Origin of the sequence: Pseudoalteromonas sp. S1612, from assembly GCF_005887175.1 — a bacterium.
In the GTDB taxonomy this organism is placed as follows: Bacteria; Pseudomonadota; Gammaproteobacteria; order Enterobacterales; family Alteromonadaceae; genus Pseudoalteromonas; species Pseudoalteromonas undina.
The window spans coordinates 90,475-109,712 of sequence record NZ_PNDH01000016.1; the positions used below are offsets into that span (position 1 = coordinate 90,475).

Consider the following 19,238-nt stretch of genomic DNA (forward strand, 5'->3'; position numbering starts at 1 on the left):
GTAGTTTTTTAATATTTGGATTGGTCGTGGCGCAAGTAAGAGCAAGAGTCCAGCTTAATGTTGGCAAAAATAGTGATATTCCTGCAGAAATTATCTCGTTTAGTGGCTTAAAAGATGGCCAAGAGCATGTTGCTTTAGTATTTAATAACGCCGATACCCAGCAAGGTGTCCCACTTATTCGTATGCATTCTGAATGTTTAACCGGTGATGTATTTCATTCGTCACGCTGTGATTGTGGTGAGCAGTTAAACGAGTGTATTGAAATGATGCATGAGCAGGGCGGTATTTTACTTTATTTACGCCAAGAAGGGCGTGGTATTGGTTTATATAATAAAATTGATGCGTATGTACTGCAATCACAAGGTATGAATACTTACGAAGCTAATAACCATTTAGGTTTTGCTGATGACTTACGTGACTTTTCAGATGCAGTGTTAATGCTCAATGCGCTTAATTTAAAGCACGTTAAATTAATGACTAATAACCCTAAAAAGCTCAATGCATTAAAAGATGCAGGTATAGAAGTTGATTCTGTTGTGGGTACTCATGCTCACATTAAAGCTGGGCTTTCAGGTAATAAAGCGTATTTAGAGACAAAGATTAAGCATGGCTCTCACATGCTAGATATTAAGAAAATTAAAAAACCTTAGGGTCTGTTGACCTTTCAAGGTTGAATTTGCAGCAGTCTGTTTGGTATTTAGGCAAGGCAGAGCCTATGTGGTGTGGTTATTCCCCATAAATAGGCGATAACGCAGCATCAATGCCAAACAGGCGCTGCCCGAAGGGTTCTGCCTAGGGGCGATTTACTCTTTGTTGCTCGGTTTTGACTTAGCCCACTAGGTTACAAACCTCGCGCCGCGATTAAATCGCCCCTAGTTTGAACAAATTTTAATCCGTAAAGGGCAACAGACCCTAATATTAACGGCATTTATCGCCGCCACCTATGTAATACCAACCAGCGCCGAGTTATACTCGGCGTGTTTTGTTTTAATTAAGAGCAAGTATGTCTACACAATTACGAATTTTTAAAGCTGATGCGGCATTAAAATGGTTTAAAGCGGGTTGGCTAATTTTTAAAACTCAGCCATTAACTTTTATTTTTATGCATTTGTTTATTGGCATTGTTGGCTTGTTGTCGTTATTTTTGCCGGTATTACAAATAGCTGCAGCATTGGCTACACCATTTTTAACCGCTGGTTTTTATCAAGCCGTGCTTACCAAGCAGCAGGGCGGAAAAATTATGTTAGCCGACATTTTGAAGCCCTTTTCAGCCAAAGGAAATCGGTTAGGCTTATTTCGCTTAGCGCTTTATCAAATGGGTGCCGGTATTTTAATTGCCTTGCTCGCCAATGGGTTATTTGCTGATGCAATGGCGGTTATGACGCAGCCTGGCCTAGATCCAAATACTGCTGTTAGCCAAATGCTTGAGAGTATTTCGCTTGCTAACGTGGCATTGTTTTTAATTGCGCTCTCTATTTACTTTACTTCGTTTGCCTATGCAGTACCGCTGGTTTATTTTAATAAAGAGCAACGTATTTTAAATGCCTTAAAAAGTTCGTTTATGGTGTTTTATTATAATATTTTACCATTAAGTGTTTATGGTATTATTTGCGCATTATTAATGGTGTTGTCGATGTTCTTATCGCTACTACCGCTGTTGATTTTAATGCCAATTTGCTACATTAGTTTCTTTGTATCTTATCAGGCTATTTTTATGCCCGTTGTGCCACCAAGTGATGACAGTAACATTAAGCCTTTAAGTAGCGAGCAAAGCGGACGCTTTGACGCTTAATGGATGATACGTTAAAACAAAAGTTAAAAAACTATGTGCTTTGGTTGCTTGGTCGGCAAGAGTATTCGCGCCGTGAGTTAACCCAAAAGTTACAGCAAAGAGAAGCAACCGACGAGTTCATAGAAAACCTGCTTGATTGGTGTGAAAAGCACAATTTTATTAACGAGCAGCGTTACTGTGAAGGGTTTGTCAGAAAACACATATTTAAATGCCATGGCTTAAAGCGAATTCAAAGTGAGGCCATGAGTAAAGGGATTGATAGAGCACTGCTTGAAACAGTGGTTGATGAGCTGGAAATAGATTGGTTTGAGCTCGCGCAGGAAGCGTACAACAAAAAATATTCAACGACACCGGCAGACCTCGAGTACAAAGAAAAAGCTAAGCGCGTGCGCTACTTAATGTATCGAGGTTTTAGCTATGATCAAATAAATTTTGCAATGCAAGCACAGTAAATACAGGTGAGACTTTCACATGCAGCACATGACTACCGCACAAATTAGGCAACAGTTTTTAGACTTTTTTGCCAGCAAACAACATCAAGTTGTTCCTTCTAGTTCGCTTATACCGGGTAACGATGCCACGTTGTTATTTAATAATGCCGGTATGGTGCAATTTAAAGATGTATTTTTAGGCGCCGAAAGCCGCCCTTATACACGCGCAACTAGCTCTCAGCGTTGTGTGCGTGCTGGTGGTAAACACAACGATTTAGAAAATGTTGGTTACACAGCACGTCACCATACCTTTTTCGAAATGCTAGGTAATTTCAGCTTTGGTGATTACTTTAAGCAAGATGCAATTAAATTTGCGTGGGAGTTTTTAACTGAAGTTGTAAAACTACCAAAAGAAAAGCTGTTAGTGACCATTTACCATGATGACGAAGAAGCCTTTGGCTACTGGGCTAACGATATAGGTTTACCTGAAGATCGTATTATTCGTATTGCAACGAGCGATAATTTTTGGTCTATGGGTGATACCGGCCCTTGTGGTCCATGTTCTGAAATATTTTATGATCACGGCGAGCACATTTGGGGTGGTCCTCCGGGCACTCCTGAAGAAGATGGCGACCGTTTCATTGAAATTTGGAACTTAGTATTTATGCAATACAACCGTCAAAGCGACGGGACTATGGAGCCACTTCCTAAGCAGTCTGTTGATACAGGTATGGGCCTTGAGCGTATTTCAGCTATTTTACAAGGTGTGCATTCAAACTACGAAATCGATTTATTCCAAGGCTTAATTGCCGCAGCTGCAAGCGTTACCAATGCACAAGATATGGATGATAAGTCGCTTCGCGTGGTGGCGGATCATATTCGTTCGTGTGCGTTTTTAATTTCAGATGGGGTTATGCCATCAAATGAAGGCCGTGGTTATGTATTGCGTCGTATTATTCGTCGTGCAGTACGTCACGGTAATAAGTTAGGTGCTAAAGGCGCGTTTTTCTATAAATTGGTTGCTGCACTTATTGAGCAAATGGGTCAAGCGTACCCAGAGCTTGCTAAGCAACAAGAAATTATTGAAAAAGTACTGCGTATTGAAGAAGAGCAGTTTGGTAAAACGCTTGAGCGTGGTTTAGCTATTTTAGAAGAAAGCTTAAGTGATTTAACCGGGGATGTGATCCCAGGTGACTTAGTATTTAAACTTTACGATACCTATGGTTTCCCTGCCGATTTAACAGCCGATGTAGCGCGTGAGCGCCAAATGACCATTGACCATCAAGGTTTTGAAGCATGCATGGCAGTGCAACGTAAAACAGCACAGCAAGCGGGCAAATTTGGTGCAGATTATAACGAGCAATTAAAATCAGATAAGCACACTGATTTTAAAGGCTACGATAGCAATCATTACCGTGGCACAGTGGTAGAAATTTTTGCCGGTGGCGAATCTGTATCATTATTAGAAGATGGTCAGCAAGGTATTATTGTTTTAGACCGTACTCCGTTTTACGCTGAATCAGGCGGCCAAATTGGTGATAGCGGAACAATTACTGTTGCCGGTGGTGAGTTTAATGTAACGAATACCACTAAATTGGGTAATGCTTTTGCTCATCATGGAGCAGTTCAAGGGCGTATTGGCGTTAACGATAAAGTGGATGCGACTATTGACGATGCGCGTCGTGAAAGCATTAAGAAAAATCACACAGCTACGCACATTTTACATGAAGCATTGCGTCAGCTTTTAGGTGAGCACGTATCGCAAAAAGGCTCACTTGTGCAGCCAGATCGCCTGCGTTTTGACTTCTCACATTTTGAAGCGGTAACCAAACAAGAACTGCGCGAAATTGAACGTGTAGTAAATGACGAAATTCGTCGTAACTTTGCACTTAATACTGAGCTAATGGCAATTGATGATGCTAAAGCAAAAGGTGCTATGGCATTGTTTGGCGAAAAGTACGATGACGAAGTACGTGTAGTAACCATAGGTGATTACTCAATTGAGCTTTGTGGTGGCACACACGTAGAGCGTGCAGGTGACATTGGTTTATTCAAAATTGTATCTGAAAGCGGAATTGCTGCCGGTGTTCGTCGTATTGAAGCGGTAACCGGTGCAGAAGCAATCGCTTATGTTAATGAACAAGAACAGCAATTAGCAGATGTTGCAGCGCTTGTAAAAGGTGACAGTGCGTCAGTACTTGAAAAAGTAACTGCCTTACTTGAAAAGTCGAAAGGACTTGAAAAGCAAGTTGCCCAACTTAACGATAAACTAGCCAGTGCGGCAGGTGCATCGTTACTTGATTCAGTGGTTGAAATTAATGGAGTTAAATTGTTAGTTGCCAACGTTGAAGGAACTGAATCAAAAGCGCTTCGTGGCATGGTTGATGATCTTAAAAATAAGATTGGCTCAGGCGTTATTGCTTTAGGTGTTGCCAGCGGTGATAAAGTAAGCCTAATTGCGGGTGTAACTAAAGACTTAACCGGTAAAGTAAAAGCGGGTGAGTTAGTTAACCACATGGCAGGCCAAGTAGGTGGTAAAGGCGGCGGTCGTCCAGATATGGCGCAAGCGGGTGGTTCTGAGCCACAAAACTTAACTGCAGCACTTGATAGTGTAACAGCTTGGTTAACTGAGCGTACTTAAGCTTAAGTGGCACTTATAGTTCAAAAATTTGGCGGCACTTCGGTAGGCTCAATAGAGCGTATTGAAGCGGTCGCCGACCTTGTTGTTAAAACTAAGCAACAAGGCCACCAAGTGGTGGTGGTGCTTTCGGCAATGTCGGGAGAAACCAATCGCTTAATTAATCTTGCCAAACAAATCGACTCTCGCCCGAGTAGTCGTGAACTCGATGTATTACTCAGTACCGGTGAACAAGTCTCTATAGCTTTATTAGCGATGGCGATTATTAAACGCGGCCATTCTGCGGTAAGCTTGTTAGCCGATCAGGTGAATATATTAACCGATAACATGTTCGGTAAAGCCCGTGTAGAAGACGTGGCTGCAACGCGTTTAAAACATGAACTTGAACATAACCGTATTGCTATTATTGCCGGCTTTCAGGGGCGCGATATTGAGGGCAACGTGACTACGCTTGGGCGTGGTGGCACCGATACCTCTGCGGTTGAAATAGCGGGTGCAATAAAAGCGGATGAATGTCAGATCTATACTGATGTTGATGGCGTATATACAACAGATCCTCGTATTGAACCTAATGCACGACGTTTAAGCCATGTAACCTTTGCCGAAATGCTTGAGCTGGCTAGTTTAGGTGCTAAAGTGCTACATATTCGCTCTGTAGAGTCGGCTGGTAAGCACAATGTACCATTAAGAGTGTTATCTAGCTTTAAACCTGATGAAGGTACATTAATTAGTTTTGAGGAGAGCGATGTGGCGAGTAACGTTGTGTCGGGTATTGCATTTAATCGAGACGAGTGTTTGATTAAGGTACATGGAGTACCGCAAGGCACTAAAGCGCTTGCAAAAATTTTGAAACTTTTTGCAGATAATGGCATCGAAATAGATATGATTAATCAAATTAATCATAAAGTTGAAAAAGTTGACTATGCTTTTACTGTGCATTTAAATGATTATTTAAACGCACTTGATTTGTTAACGGCTGAGCAACAGCAATTTGACGCACAGGCAATTGACGGATTAACTAATGTGGCGAAAGTGTCAGCTGTAGGTATGGGGATGAAATCTCATTCTGGGGTAGCGAGTTTATTTTTTGATTCGTTAGCACAAGAGAACATTGATGTGATGTTTGTTTCAACCTCAGAGATAAAGATTTCAGTTTTAATAGATGAAAAATACCTCGAGCTGGCTGTTCGTGCATTACATAAGACATTTTTAACAGAAAATGAATAGATTGAGAGTTTTTACTTACTTTTTAGTCTAATTTTAATTAAAATGTGTGTGCGGAATCTTATAATTTTATTGGAACATGGGAGCAAGAGAATGCTAATACTAACTCGTAGAGTAGGCGAGACCCTGATGATTGGTGACGAAGTAACCGTTACTGTTCTGGGTGTTAAAGGAAATCAAGTTCGTATCGGTGTTAACGCACCTAAAGACGTATCAGTTCATCGTGAAGAAATTTACATGCGCATACAAGCTGAAAAGTCTAACCCTAATCCGGGCAATGCTTAATCAACATAGTATAAAATGTGCTAGTTAATAACTATGACATTTGTAAAAGCCACTCATTGAGTGGCTTTTTTGTGTATAAAATCAATCGTTTCTTCGTCGAGTATTGCCTTAGAAATGTATTGCATACCGCTTTTACTTTTTAACAATAGGCCGCAATCTGTAGTAATCACTTCATTAATGTCGTGCCAAGCTAACTGGTAATTCTTGTAATGATTGGTTGATTTTATTCCGTCCTCGTCGAAGGTGAGAGTGACTTCAGAACCAGATGCTCTGCTAAGCATTTGCCTTGTTACCCACCAAGGACGACGATAATAAAAAGCAATGCACTCAAGTAAAGCTAACATAAGCAAAAATGTACCAAGGTAATGATCGCCTAAACCATAAATGCCAAATAGCCCTAATATCACAAGTAGCGCCAATAAAAAGTATTTAGGTTGTGCACGCTTACTATAAGGCAGCGATTGGTCGAAGCATTCATAAAAATAAGGTTTATCGAGTTTATAAGTTGTTGTAAAGACCATGTGTTTGCACTTAAAAGCTATTTTTTATTATTTTAGCCTAATGCGCAGCTTAAAAGGGGAAATGACTAGAAACTATTTATATTTTAGGCATAAAAAAACGACCCGTAGGTCGTTTCTTAGCTAAATAAATAATATTAGCAATTTGTCTCTTCGGCATTAACGCCTTCTTTTACTTCTTCACAGGTATCTTCTACCTTGTTTTGAACATCTGTCACGGCTTCGTCAATACGCTCACCGGCTTCTTCTGCATGATTGTCTTCACAGCCCATAATAAATGCACTTGCGAATAGACCAATAGCTGCTGCTTTAAGTGTTGATGATTTCATAATGTAATTCCTTGTATATAAATTTAAAAAGAGAGTTCGTTGTTTCTTATCTACCTGGGGCTTTTACCACGTAAAGCGCCAGAGACAAGTGAAATAACCAGTAAAACTAAAAAGATAAAAAATATGATCTTAGCAATTCCTGCTGCGGCTCCTGCAATACCACCAAATCCTAAAACGGCTGCGATTAATGCGATCACCAAAAATGTAATTGTCCAGCGTAACATTGTCATCTCCTTGATTTATCTAAGTGTTAAAGTGTTATTTTTATATAAGCGAGTAATGTGCCAGTATTTTATTTTGTTTTAAATCAATGGTTTATTTCTATTTTTCGCGATTGGCTTTATATTGAGTTGGTAATTTTTACGATCTTATCGGTAACTTATTCACAGTTGTCTCTGATGAGATAATAAATAGTTGTTGCTGCTCTTTATTTTGGTAAGACCAATTAGCATTTGTTTTGAAGGTTATTAGTGGGTTAGTACAATAGGTTTGTTTTATATGTGTTTTTACAAAGTATTAGTGTTTTCATATATTCTTTGTTTATAACGAACATTTTTAGCATCTATATATCTGGGTTAAATAAGCTATTTTAGGTGGTGTTAACCTTATTGGTGATATGTTACTTTTAGATTAATTGGTTTTACCAATTTACAACGTGTAGACAAAAGAATAGTTTTTGTTACTATTGGTGAATAGTTATTTAAATAAACCGATTTTTTATGTATTTGGTTTTAAACAGGGGAGAATTATGGATATAGGGGCTTTACTCACAACTGCAGGCAATTTAATGCTAACAGGCATGGTGGGTGTGTTTGTATTTCTTTCTTTATTGATTGGTGCAGTGACACTCATGTCTAAGTTGGCTAGCAAGTTTTCTCAGCCAGAACTAGAAGCATCACAGAGAACACCATCTTTTAAATCTCAAGGTGTGCCAAATGAGCACATCGCTGCAATTAGTGCTGCCATTGCTCAGTACAAAACAAATAATAATTAGAGGAGCATACCAATGGCTAAATTAAAAATAACAGAACTCGTACTTCGTGACGCACATCAGTCGCTCTTAGCTACCCGCATGCGATTAGACGACATGTTACCTATTGCAAAAAAAATTGATGACGCAGGTTATTGGTCTATAGAATCTTGGGGTGGAGCTACCTTTGATTCATGTATTCGTTATTTAGGTGAAGATCCATGGGAGCGTATTCGCGCGCTTAAAAAAGCGATGCCAAATACACCACAGCAAATGCTACTTCGTGGTCAGAACTTATTGGGATATCGCCATTATGCTGATGATGTGGTTGAGAAGTTTGTTGAGCGCGCCCACAAAAATGGCGTAGACGTATTTCGTATTTTTGATGCCATGAATGATGTACGTAACTTAGAAACTGCCATAAAAGCGGCGGTTAAAGTAGGGGCACATGCGCAAGGTACAATTTCTTACACAGTAAGCCCTGTACATACATTAGATATGTGGTTAACACTTGCTAAGCAGCTTGAAGAATTGGGTTGTCATTCAATTTGTATTAAAGATATGGCGGGATTGCTTAAGCCTTACGATGCAGAAGAACTCATTAAAGCGTTAAAAGAAACGGTTTCCATACCTATTGCAATGCAATGCCATGCAACAACGGGTTTAAGCACCGCTACTTATCAAAAAGCGATTGATGCCGGCATTGATATGCTCGACACAGCTGTATCGTCTATGAGTATGACTTATGGTCATTCAGCAACTGAAACAATTGCTGCAATCGTTGAAGGGACCGAGCGTGATACCGGGCTTGATTTAAACCACCTAGAAGAAATTGCCGCTTACTTTAGAGACGTACGTAAAAAGTACGCTGCGTTTGAAGGCAGCTTAAAAGGTGTCGATGGCCGAATTTTATTAGCCCAAGTGCCAGGTGGTATGTTAACTAACATGGAAAACCAGCTTAAAGAGCAAGGTGCTGCTGATAAACTAAACGAAGTGCTACTTGAAATTCCACGAGTACGTGAAGATTTAGGCTTTATTCCACTCGTTACACCTACCTCACAAATTGTTGGTACTCAAGCGGTATTAAATGTACTCACTGGTGAGCGTTATAAAACCATTACCAAAGAAACTGCTGGCGTATTAAAAGGTGAGTATGGTTCAACACCTGCACCAATGAATAAAGAGCTTCAAGAGCGCGTACTTGATGGCAGTGAAGCAATTACCTGTCGCCCTGCAGATATTATTAAACCTGAACTTGAAACTTTAGAAGCTGAGTTAAGCAAGCTTGCGCAGGAGCAAGGGCTAACTTTAGCCGATGAGCAAATTGATGATGTGCTTACCTATGCATTATTTCCACAGATTGGTTTGAAATTTATTAAAAACCGTAACAATCCTGATGCATTTGAGCCTGTTCCTAGCGCTGATGATAACGCCAATAAAGCACCTGAAAAATCAGCGGCAAACAATAAAAGCGTTAAGGCAGAGCAATACAGCGTTAAAGTAGACGGTAAAGTATACGATGTCGTGGTTGCTCAAGGTGGTGAGCTTAAAGAGGTGACGTTAAAAGACTCAGAGCATATTCCACAGTCAGCATCGGTTGCCTCGGGTGAAACTCTAAATGCACCACTGGCCGGTAATATTTTTAAAATTAAAGTAAAACCCGGTCAGGTAGTCAATGAAGGTGATGTGGTAATTATTATGGAAGCCATGAAAATGGAAACCGAAGTACGCGCCATGCATACCGGTACGATTGCTGAGGTGCTTGTTTCTGAGGGCGATTCAGTGTCAACCGGCGATGCAATGATTGCACTAGCTTAAGGAGTAAATAGAGGATGGATGGTATTTTAAACCTCTGGCATGCCACAGGCATTGCTAACTTTACATTTCCTGGGCTGATCATGATTGCCGTTGGTTGTTTGCTATTATTTTTAGCAATTGCCAAAAACTTTGAGCCGTTATTGCTACTGCCCATTGGTTTCGGAGCTATTTTAACTAATATTCCAGTAGCTGGTTTATCAGATCCAGGTGGCTTACTTTACTATGTTTATTATGTTGGTATTGATACCGGTATTTTTCCGCTATTAATATTTATGGGAGTGGGGGCCTTAACTGATTTTAGTGCCTTGATTGCCAACCCGCGTATGTTGCTATTAGGTGCGGCAGCGCAGTTTGGTATTTTTGCGACGTTATTTGGCGCTATTTTACTTAACTTTATTCCGGGATTTGAATTTAGCTTACAAGATGCTTCTGCAATTGCGATTATTGGTGGTGCAGATGGGCCAACCGCTATCTTTTTAGCGTCAAAGCTGGCCCCTGATTTACTGGGCGCTATAGCGGTGGCTGCGTACTCGTACATGGCGTTGGTGCCTATTATTCAGCCACCTATTATGCGTGCGTTTACAACGCCTGAAGAACGCAAAATTCAAATGCCAGAACTGCGTAAAGTATCTAAAAAGGAAAAAATTATTTTCCCACTGATGGTGCTTACCTTAACTGCTATATTCTTACCTGCGGCAATTCCGCTGGTTGGTATGTTCTGTTTAGGTAACTTAATGCGTGAGTCGGGTGTAGTTGATAGGCTCAGCAACAGTGCGCAAAACGAAATCATTAATATCACCACTATATTTCTAGGACTTGCAGTGGGCTCTAAACTTGCTGCCGAGCAGTTCTTAACAGTAGAAACTATTGGTATTTTGGTACTGGGTGCACTGGCGTTTGCTATTGGTACAGCCTCAGGTGTATTTATGGCTAAAGGCTTAAATAAGATATCAAAAACCCCCATAAACCCATTAATTGGTGCTGCGGGTGTATCCGCTGTGCCTATGGCAGCACGTGTTGTTAATAAGGTTGGGCTTGAAAATAACCCGCATAACTTCTTATTAATGCATGCCATGGGGCCTAATGTTGCAGGGGTGCTTGGTAGTGCTGTTGCGGCAGGTATTTTACTCGCTCTTGTGGGTTAAACATAATTTAGACTCAACCTATTAGCGCAGTTTACTGCGCTTTTTTTTGCATAAAATTCACTGTTTTGACTTAAGCGGTTTCTTGTATAGGGTTTTTTGTTTAAAGTAATCACTCTTCATTTTTTAAAGGGCTGTCAAAATGTTACACACTCCGCTGGCAAAATATCTCCCGAATGTAAGCAAACTTGTTTTCGGCTGTATGGGTTTGGGAGGCGCATGGAATAAAGATGCGATTACCAGTGCGCATTTACAACAAACTCATTCATGCATAGATGCCGCCATTGAAGGCGGAATTAATTTTTTCGATCATGCTGATATTTATACCTTAGGCAAAGCCGAACATGTTTTTGGTCAAGCTCTGGCTGAGCGACCAGAACTTAGAGAGAAAATGTATATTCAGTCTAAGTGTGGTATTCGCTTTGCTGATGATAAAAACCCACAACGTTATGACTTTTCAGCTGATTGGATTGAGCGCTCAGTAGAGGGCTCATTAAAGCGATTAAATACCGAATATTTAGATATACTTATGCTGCATCGCCCAGATCCTTTAATGGAAGTAGAGGAAGTTGCACAAGTATTTAGTTGTTTAAAAGAAAGTGGCAAAGTGCGTCATTTTGCGGTGTCTAATATGTCGCAATATCAAATACGGTTTTTGCAACGCGCTTTAGATATGCCGATTGTGGCAAATCAAATCGAAGCGAGTTTACAAAAACATCAATGGGTTGATGAAGGCGTTTATGTGGGTAATGCCGATGGCAAGGATATTAACTTTACCCCAGGCAATATTGAATATTGCCGTGAGCATGAAATTCAGATTCAAAGTTGGGGCAGTTTATGCCAAGGCTTATACTCTGGTGGTGGTTTATCAAAGGCCTCGCCTGCAGATATTAATACCAGTATTTTAGTCAGTAAGCTTGCCATACTTTATGGTACAACAGCAGAAGCTATCGTATTAGCATGGTTGTTGCGCCACCCAGCATCAATTCAACCAATTATTGGCACTACTAATATAGAGCGTATAAAAGCATCCTGTGATGCGGTTAATGTTAACTTAAGTCGTGAGCATTGGTATGAGCTATATATCAGCGCGAAAGGCTGCGCTTTACCATAACCTAGTGTAGGGTGATGATATGAACATATTTGTTATTTTAATTAGCTTAGTCATTGCTTTGGTGATCATTATTCCGTTACTGGAAAAATACCAAAGTAAAATGGGGCTTGAGAGCGCTACTAAATATAGTAAGTATATTTGGCCACTGGTGATGATCTCTTTGGTTGTGCAGCTTATTTATGTACTCGTAAATTAACTCTGAAATTTAGCACCAAGCAGCTTAGATACAATGGGTAATTCGTGAAACTATTCAAATATCTATGCTGGTTGGTATAATCATCACATACAAAAAAGCCTTTGCGGGTTATCCCTGCAAAGGCTTTTTTATTTAATTATTAAACTCTTTATTTAAGTGCCAACTGAAGCTCTCTATTACGCTCAAGTTGCGCAATAAAGTTATCAGCAATAGGCTTAAACTTAGCAAGCTCTGAGCGTGGTAATGGCTCAGATTTAGGTAGTTTCACAGTTTTGGGATTACGATGAACACCGTTAACTAAAAACTCATAATGTAAATGTGCCCCAGTTACTCGACCTGTTGAGCCTACAGTACCAATTTTCTCACCTTGTTTGATTTTTTGCCCTGTTCTAACTAGGCGTTTGTTAAGGTGCAAGTACTTAGTAACGTATTGTGTACCGTGGCTTATAAATACGTAATTACCGTTATATTTACTGTAGCCCGCTTTGATAACTTTACCATTACCTGATGATACAACAGGCGTGCCTGTACGCGCAGCGTAGTCAATACCTCGGTGTGCTTTTACTTGTCCTGTAACAGGGTGTAAGCGGCGAGGATTAAAGCTTGAGCTAATATATTTAAAGTTAACAGGTGCACGTAAGAAGGCTTTTTTCATACTACGCCCTTCAGGGGTATAAAAATTACCGTCTGTGTGTCGAATTGCTGTGTAACGTTCGCCTTGGTTTATAAATTCTGCGGCAATAATTTTACCGGTGCCAATAAATTCACCGTCAACAAAATGAGATTCATATATTAAGCCAAATTCATCACCTTTACGGATGTCATTTGCAAAATCCACGTCCCAACCAAATATATCGGCAAAGTTCATGATTTGGCGTTCACTTAAACCTGCAGCGATCGCTGACGTCCAAAAACTGCTAGAAATTTCCCCACCGGCGGTTTTGCTAAGTGTTTCTATTTCTTTGCTGTCAATTGAAGTATCGTATTGGCCTTCGTCATTAAGGGTGACATATAAGGTATCTGTTTTAGATATAACGTAACGTAACTGAGCCAACGAACCATCTTTTGCAGTAGCAAAGCTTAGTGTTTCACCTGGATGAATTTTGGTAAGCTTGCGTGTTTCAGCATTTGTGTTAACCAGTTTGTAAAGCGTTTGCGCAGAAAAACCAGCGCGCTTAAAAATGTTCGCTAAATTGTCACCATTTTTAACAAGGTGATCGACAAAATCATATTCTGGAAGTTTTTGCGCTGCATGCTCTGAATTTAAGTCGGTGAGTTTTTCGTTTTCACCTACTTTTATTTGTAATTCGTAACGCTTACCAATTTCTAGCGTGTTCTCGCTATTGTCTTTGGATGCAGTGGCTTTTTCAGAAGGTAAAAAGGCTAAGGCAACAATAGCAGAAACCAAACCTAGAATAAGCATTTTGTGTTTTTTGGGGAGCGTGTTAACCACGTGGACCATAACGTGCCTTTTTCTGCTGTCAAGATAATAAATAGATTATATTGCAGGATATAACGAATAATCTATGAATACTAGTATTTTGTAGATTTAAACTCGCGTTAAATTAAGCTAAAATCATAGGGTATTCAGGCTGTTTGTGTTTAAAGTTGAATAACAGCACTATTTTATATCCTTGGATACTTTGCTTTTTCATCGTAATGTTAAATTAGCTTTTAAAACGATTTAATAGCGAGAAGTGATTAATTTATAAACTTTTTTTGGGGCTTTTATAAACACCTTTAGTGTATTATTAATCGCTCTTTTATATCCCATTTTAGAACGTACGCCCTGCATTTTAGTTGGTGCAGCGATTAGTTAAAAAAGTTGTTCTAATTAAGTGGAAATTTGTTATGTTAGCTAAATAGTTTTATTTGTTTTGTTAAAACGCGCTAGCAATAAATCGTGAGCATATACACCCCCTTCGTTGTCAGAATTTTTTGGAGTAACACACAGTGGATTTACAAACCGCTCTAGCAGAGATAAAACGCGGTGCAGAAGAGATATTAATTGAAGATGAGTTGGTTGAAAAATTAAAGTCGGGGAAAAAGCTAAAAATTAAAGCTGGTTTCGATCCTACGGCTCCAGATTTGCACCTAGGACACACTGTACTAATTAATAAAATGAAAACCTTTCAAGATTTAGGTCATGAGGTTATTTTCTTAATTGGTGACTTTACCGGTATGATAGGCGATCCAACGGGCAAAAATGTTACCCGTAAGCCACTGACTCGTGATGATGTGCTTGCTAATGCTGAAACCTATAAAGAACAGGTTTTCAAAATTTTAGACCCAGCTAAAACAACTGTTGCTTTTAACTCTACGTGGATGGAGAAGTTGGGCGCGGCTGGAATGATAAAATTGGCAGCGCGTCAAACTGTGGCACGCATGCTTGAGCGTGATGACTTTAAAAAGCGCTATGCTGGCGGTCAATCTATCGCAATCCATGAGTTTTTATATCCACTAGTGCAGGGCTGGGATTCAGTTGCACTTGAGTCTGATGTTGAGCTAGGCGGCACCGATCAACGCTTTAACCTATTAATGGGTCGTGAGCTGCAAAAAGATGAAGGTCAAAAACCTCAAACCGTACTAATGATGCCTTTACTTGAAGGGACTGATGGCGTTCAGAAAATGTCAAAGTCACTAGGAAACTACATAGGTATTACTGATACGCCTAGCGAAATGTTTGGTAAAATCATGTCAATTAGTGATGTACTAATGTGGCGTTACTATGACTTGCTAAGTAGCCTTTCTATTGATCAAATTGCAGCGCAAAAACAGCGTGTAGAGCAAGGCACTAACCCGCGCGATATTAAGATTGAATTAGCGAAAGAGTTAATTGCACGTTTCCATAGCGAAGCCGATGCGCAAGCTGCTCATGATGACTTTATTCAGCGCTTTCAGAAAAAAGCACTACCTGATGAAATTCCAGAGCTGACAGTTAACATTGATGAAGACACTATTCTAATTGCTAACTTGCTAAAAGAAGCTGGCTTAGTGGCGAGTACTTCAGAGGCCATGCGTATGATCAAACAAGGCGCAGTAAAGCTTAACGGCGAAGAAAAAATTACCGATACCAAATTGGAAGTAGCAAAAGGAACAACCGCTATTTACCAAGTAGGTAAACGTAAGTTTGCAAATATTACTGTAGCCTAAAGCTACATAGAGTATAAAAACCAGCTTTGGCTGGTTTTTTTATAACTGATCAAAAAGTTAGAACAGCCCTAATAATTTCAACGCTAACAATAATTAGTAGCCAAAAAAAACGGGCTTGATTTAGGGTGTTGAGTAGCTTTGGGACATCATCAGCACTTGGCAAGCGTTCTACTCCGACCCGCATTTTATTGAAACGCTGCTTAATATAAATAGCAGGCCCACCAAGTTGCACCCCTAAAGATGCTGAGTACACACTTAGTAACCAGCCTGTATTGGTTTGATAAAAATGGCGGCCATAATGCTTAATATAATGCATGCTTTTCTTACTGGCTTTAAGTGAAGCTATTGTCAGCGCGAGTAACCGCATGGGTATGTATTCAATAATAAAAAGAATTAGTTTAAGCGGCTTCAAAAAAGAGCTGTCGGGAGCTATATCAGTGCGCCATGCTTGTTGGATTAAGGTAAGCAAGCGGTAGGCGAGAGTAGCAATGGGGCCCACTAGTAAAAAAATGAAAATTACCACAAAATAATGACGGGCCGTTCTTAGTATGACACTTTCCATAACCGCTTTAATAATCCCTGGGTTTGAAAGTGCCTTAACTTCACGGGCTACTAGTGGTTTTAATAATTCTCGAGCAGTTGATTTTTGATTTTTTTTGGTCAATTTCGCAATACGTATCGCTTTTTTATTTATGCTACTGCTTTCTAGGCATAAGTATAAAATAAGACCGGATAGTAGTTCAGGGTAAAAGGCAAACTCCAGCAGCAAAACGACAATAATCATAATCACAGTTAGAACAAGTGTGCTTGCTAATGAAGCGGCTAAATAATGATATTGTTTGCTGTCTGTTTTTTTATAAACACGCTGGCCAATTGCGTTAAAAATTGCAGAAAGTATATGGTTAGGGTGATACCAGCTAACTAAAGGTAAAAAGCGCTCAGCTAGGAGCGCACAAATAAATACAATAAAGTCCAAATGATTTTGAACAATATTATTGAGCATTTACAGCGTAACCGCTGTTAACTTTTCTAGTAATGCCACAACCATTTTTGATGAATTAATAGAGGCTGTTTCTAAGTACTCTTCAAATGATTGCGGTGACTCTTTGCCAGCAATATCAGACATTGAGCGGATAACAACAAATGGTGTGTTAAGTGCAAAACACGTTTGTGCAATTGACGCACCTTCCATTTCTACTGCTAGCATTGTAGGGAAGTCATTGCGTGCTTTTTCAATGCGAACAGGGTCACACATAAATGAGTCACCAGTACAAATTAAACCAACAAGCGTTTTTACTTCGCTAATTTGTGCAATTGTTTGCTCGGCGGCTTCTACTAGTTTAGGGTGCGCTGCAAAGCCTGCAGGCATTTGTGGTACTTGGCCAATTTCGTAACCAAATGCTGTTACATCTACATCGTGATGACGAACTTCTGATGAAATCACCACGTCGCCAACGTTAAGCGAAGGATCGAAACCACCGGCAGAGCCTGTGTTAATAACACAATCAGGTTTGAAGTTATCGATAAGTAAAGTGGTTGCAATAGTTGAAGCGACTTTACCAATGCCTGATTGCACTAAAGTAACAGTATTACCTGCAAGCTCACCAGTATAAAACGTAAAGCCTGCTTTGGTTAAAACCTGTGGATTTTGCATCGCTTCGCGCAAAATTTTAACTTCTGGCTCCATGGCCCCAATAATACCAACATTCATAGTGTTAAATTCCTAAATTTGAATAGGCTGATTATACGTGAAGTCTGCTATAAAAAACAAAAAAGCGAGTCATTTAAAATGCTCGCTTTAATACATTGCTTTAACTCAGTAGTTATATTTCAGCAAGGGCAGTTGAATGTGCTTTTGCTTGAGAAGGTGATAATACCGCAGGCTTATGAACTCTAGTACGAGTCGGGCGCGAAGGTTGTGATTTAGCAGGTTTGCCTAATTTAAACATAATGGCATCGCGAACTTCACTCGGGCGGTAGCCTGATTTCACTTTCATACGAATATGTGGAATGCCAGCGGCTTCTAATGCACCGTTAACAAACCAATCACGTTGTGCTTTGTGACCATCTTTGTTGGCGTTATTAACTAAGTCAACCGCTGCCACTATGGTCATTTTTTCTTTGTCGACTAACACAAAGTCGAGCTGTTTATTTTTTGCTTTAGCTAATGCCGCACGTTTAGATTTGGCAGATAGACCTTGTTTACAGTCAATCACATCGATTAGTTTAACGCGACTAACAATTTTATATTGATCGCCAACAGCGCGTTCTAATAAGCCTAGAAACGCCCCTTCTACTTGGGTAAATACACTTTGCTTACGAGTAAAAGGATAAGGGTTTCCGCCGTCATCATTAAATTTTGACGCAACCACAGATGCCCCAACAACTAGCACTAATATTAATAATAAAGCGAATTCCATACGGTAACTCCATAACAACAAATTGACACTGCTTTTCTAAAGCAATTTATGTGCCCAAATAGTTGTTATGGCTATTTTATTAACGAACGGGGATGAGCGCTATTATGCTTTATAACCGCCTTCAATACCTTTTACGGCAATAGCGACGGCATCATGAGCATGTAAAGACTCATAATGGTTTATTTGCAGGAAGTAATCGCTAAATTCTTTTGACTCTAACGTCGTTTTAATTTTTCGTGCTGCGTCTTCACAAAACATCAGGTTTTGACCATTTAAACGGGCAAACTCTTGTTCGTCTTCACGTTTTACCGCAGCTTGTACTGGTGTTTTAAGCTCATCTTCTAGTAAGTTTATTAAGTTAACTACATCAAACTCTTGAATGTTTTGATCTAGTTTTACTTTAACATTAGCAATAGAGCGCTGTGAATGCGGGGTTGCTACAATGCCTTGAGTTGTTCCAAGCCACTCTAAAACCTCAGATTGAGTTAGTGTTTCTTGAGCAAACTTTTCGCTAAACGCATTTTGGATAAGTTGACGAGCAAGGGCTGCAGAGCAGGGGCAGGTTGATGAGTAAGTAACATCAACACTGAGTTCAAAACTAATGACGCCTTGATTTATGGTACTGGTAAGTACAACTGGGTAGCTTTTCCAGCCGGCTTTGCCACTAAGTAATGATTTACGGCGCAGTGGTAATTCAAATTTAAATTCGATTTGTGCTTTATCGCTTAAGCCTTCATGGCTGGTGATAAAGGTATCTAATGCTTGTGCTAAGGTGTGCGGGTTGACCTGCTGCTCAGTTGAGAGGTGATCAAGTGCTAAAAACAGACGCGACATGTGGATGCCTTTGGCGTCTTCTTGGTGTAAATTAACAAAAGCGCGTGCTTTTGCATTAACGGTAACTGGAGCTAAATCAAGAGATTCAAAAATAAAAGGCAGCTCTATATCGCCCATACCTACCCAGTCTAATTTACCTGTTTGTAATGCGGCAGCCGTGTTAGCAATATCTGGCATAGTCGTTTGCATGATACGTTACTCGTTATTTGCAATATTTAAAACGTCACATTTTACACTAAATAAAGAATTGCTGAAATGCGGCAAATAACGCCAAACATGAAATTTTGTTGTTTTTATCGCACAACATGAAAATAGCTGATAGAAAATGCTAAAATTAGCCTTTAATCATACTTACTTAAGCATTTAGCTAAGAG

General features: G+C 39.8%; 20 protein-coding genes. 12 read left to right on the forward strand and 8 right to left on the reverse strand.

Annotated elements, in window-relative coordinates:
• The first annotated feature begins 26 nt into the window (after positions 1 to 26).
• From CWB78_RS07335 to csrA, 6 genes are all read left to right on the forward strand, one after another.
• Positions 27 to 650, forward strand: a complete 624-nt coding sequence (locus CWB78_RS07335) for a GTP cyclohydrolase II (RefSeq protein ID WP_010390804.1) — start codon at positions 27 to 29, stop codon at positions 648 to 650.
• Between the two features lie 353 nt (positions 651 to 1,003).
• The gene (locus tag CWB78_RS07340) at positions 1,004 to 1,792 is read left to right on the forward strand and encodes a BPSS1780 family membrane protein (protein WP_010390805.1); all 789 of its coding nucleotides are present in this window, start codon (positions 1,004 to 1,006) and stop codon (positions 1,790 to 1,792) included.
• Entirely contained in the window at positions 1,792 to 2,244 is a 453-nt protein-coding gene (locus tag CWB78_RS07345) for a regulatory protein RecX (RefSeq protein ID WP_010390806.1), read from the forward strand. The genes CWB78_RS07340 and CWB78_RS07345 overlap by 1 nt, the downstream gene beginning before the upstream one ends.
• A 19-nt stretch (positions 2,245 to 2,263) precedes the next feature.
• Positions 2,264 to 4,864: an alanine--tRNA ligase gene (gene alaS, locus CWB78_RS07350; RefSeq protein ID WP_138594885.1), complete on the forward strand. Its 2,601-nt coding sequence runs from the start codon at positions 2,264 to 2,266 to the stop codon at positions 4,862 to 4,864.
• Between the two features lie 6 nt (positions 4,865 to 4,870).
• Positions 4,871 to 6,088: an aspartate kinase gene (locus CWB78_RS07355; protein ID WP_055013358.1), complete on the forward strand. Its 1,218-nt coding sequence runs from the start codon at positions 4,871 to 4,873 to the stop codon at positions 6,086 to 6,088.
• Between the two features lie 90 nt (positions 6,089 to 6,178).
• Complete coding sequence (gene csrA, locus CWB78_RS07360; RefSeq protein WP_004587515.1) at positions 6,179 to 6,370, forward strand: carbon storage regulator CsrA; 192 nt, start codon at positions 6,179 to 6,181, stop codon at positions 6,368 to 6,370.
• Positions 6,371 to 6,423: 53 nt separating this feature from the next.
• Here the strand turns inward: csrA and CWB78_RS07365 are convergent, their stop codons facing one another.
• The 3 genes from CWB78_RS07365 to CWB78_RS07375 form a co-directional block, all read right to left on the reverse strand.
• Positions 6,424 to 6,891: a YcxB family protein gene (locus tag CWB78_RS07365; RefSeq protein WP_138594887.1), complete on the reverse strand. Its 468-nt coding sequence runs from the start codon at positions 6,889 to 6,891 to the stop codon at positions 6,424 to 6,426.
• 134 nt (positions 6,892 to 7,025) lie between these two features.
• Positions 7,026 to 7,217 carry a hypothetical protein gene (locus CWB78_RS07370; protein WP_008115136.1) on the reverse strand — a complete coding sequence of 64 codons (192 nt, stop codon included), beginning with the start codon at positions 7,215 to 7,217 and terminating at the stop codon, positions 7,026 to 7,028.
• 50 nt (positions 7,218 to 7,267) lie between these two features.
• Positions 7,268 to 7,441, reverse strand: coding sequence for a DUF1328 domain-containing protein (locus tag CWB78_RS07375; protein WP_002961939.1), 174 nt, complete (start codon positions 7,439 to 7,441; stop codon positions 7,268 to 7,270).
• Between the two features lie 524 nt (positions 7,442 to 7,965).
• Between CWB78_RS07375 and CWB78_RS07380 the strand changes: the two genes are divergently transcribed.
• The 5 genes from CWB78_RS07380 to CWB78_RS18780 all read left to right on the forward strand — a co-directional run bounded on the left by CWB78_RS07380 (position 7,966) and on the right by CWB78_RS18780 (position 12,457).
• Entirely contained in the window at positions 7,966 to 8,211 is a 246-nt protein-coding gene (locus CWB78_RS07380) for an OadG family protein (RefSeq protein WP_010390814.1), read from the forward strand.
• A gap of 12 nt (positions 8,212 to 8,223) precedes the next feature.
• Positions 8,224 to 10,005, forward strand: a complete 1,782-nt coding sequence (gene oadA, locus CWB78_RS07385; RefSeq protein WP_010390815.1) for a sodium-extruding oxaloacetate decarboxylase subunit alpha — start codon at positions 8,224 to 8,226, stop codon at positions 10,003 to 10,005.
• Between the two features lie 14 nt (positions 10,006 to 10,019).
• A complete protein-coding gene (locus tag CWB78_RS07390) occupies positions 10,020 to 11,150 on the forward strand; it encodes a sodium ion-translocating decarboxylase subunit beta (protein ID WP_008115142.1) in 1,131 nt (376 codons plus the stop codon).
• A 139-nt stretch (positions 11,151 to 11,289) separates the two neighbouring features.
• Positions 11,290 to 12,261 carry an aldo/keto reductase gene (locus CWB78_RS07395; RefSeq protein WP_138594889.1) on the forward strand — a complete coding sequence of 324 codons (972 nt, stop codon included), beginning with the start codon at positions 11,290 to 11,292 and terminating at the stop codon, positions 12,259 to 12,261.
• A 19-nt stretch (positions 12,262 to 12,280) separates the two neighbouring features.
• Positions 12,281 to 12,457 (forward strand): hypothetical protein, encoded by a 177-nt coding sequence (locus CWB78_RS18780; RefSeq protein WP_010390817.1) that lies wholly within the window; start codon positions 12,281 to 12,283, stop codon positions 12,455 to 12,457.
• A 148-nt stretch (positions 12,458 to 12,605) separates the two neighbouring features.
• On the opposite strand, the gene CWB78_RS07400 is transcribed toward CWB78_RS18780, so the two are convergent.
• The gene (locus CWB78_RS07400; RefSeq protein WP_010390821.1) at positions 12,606 to 13,919 is read right to left on the reverse strand and encodes a peptidoglycan DD-metalloendopeptidase family protein; all 1,314 of its coding nucleotides are present in this window, start codon (positions 13,917 to 13,919) and stop codon (positions 12,606 to 12,608) included.
• A 491-nt stretch (positions 13,920 to 14,410) separates the two neighbouring features.
• Between CWB78_RS07400 and tyrS the strand changes: the two genes are divergently transcribed.
• Positions 14,411 to 15,610: a tyrosine--tRNA ligase gene (gene tyrS, locus CWB78_RS07405; protein WP_138594891.1), complete on the forward strand. Its 1,200-nt coding sequence runs from the start codon at positions 14,411 to 14,413 to the stop codon at positions 15,608 to 15,610.
• Positions 15,611 to 15,659: 49 nt separating this feature from the next.
• Here tyrS and CWB78_RS07410 read toward each other — a convergent pair whose 3' ends face one another.
• The 4 genes from CWB78_RS07410 to folE2 form a co-directional block, all read right to left on the reverse strand.
• Complete coding sequence (locus tag CWB78_RS07410) at positions 15,660 to 16,613, reverse strand: cobalamin biosynthesis protein CobD/CbiB (protein WP_054202261.1); 954 nt, start codon at positions 16,611 to 16,613, stop codon at positions 15,660 to 15,662.
• On the reverse strand, positions 16,614 to 17,321 hold the full coding sequence (mtnN, locus tag CWB78_RS07415) for a 5'-methylthioadenosine/S-adenosylhomocysteine nucleosidase (protein ID WP_010390828.1): 708 nt from the start codon (positions 17,319 to 17,321) through the stop codon (positions 16,614 to 16,616).
• 112 nt (positions 17,322 to 17,433) lie between these two features.
• Complete coding sequence (locus tag CWB78_RS07420) at positions 17,434 to 18,030, reverse strand: DUF2726 domain-containing protein (protein WP_138594893.1); 597 nt, start codon at positions 18,028 to 18,030, stop codon at positions 17,434 to 17,436.
• 102 nt (positions 18,031 to 18,132) lie between these two features.
• A complete protein-coding gene (gene folE2 / locus CWB78_RS07425) occupies positions 18,133 to 19,053 on the reverse strand; it encodes a GTP cyclohydrolase FolE2 (RefSeq protein ID WP_010390830.1) in 921 nt (306 codons plus the stop codon).
• Between the last annotated feature and the right edge of the window lie 185 nt (positions 19,054 to 19,238).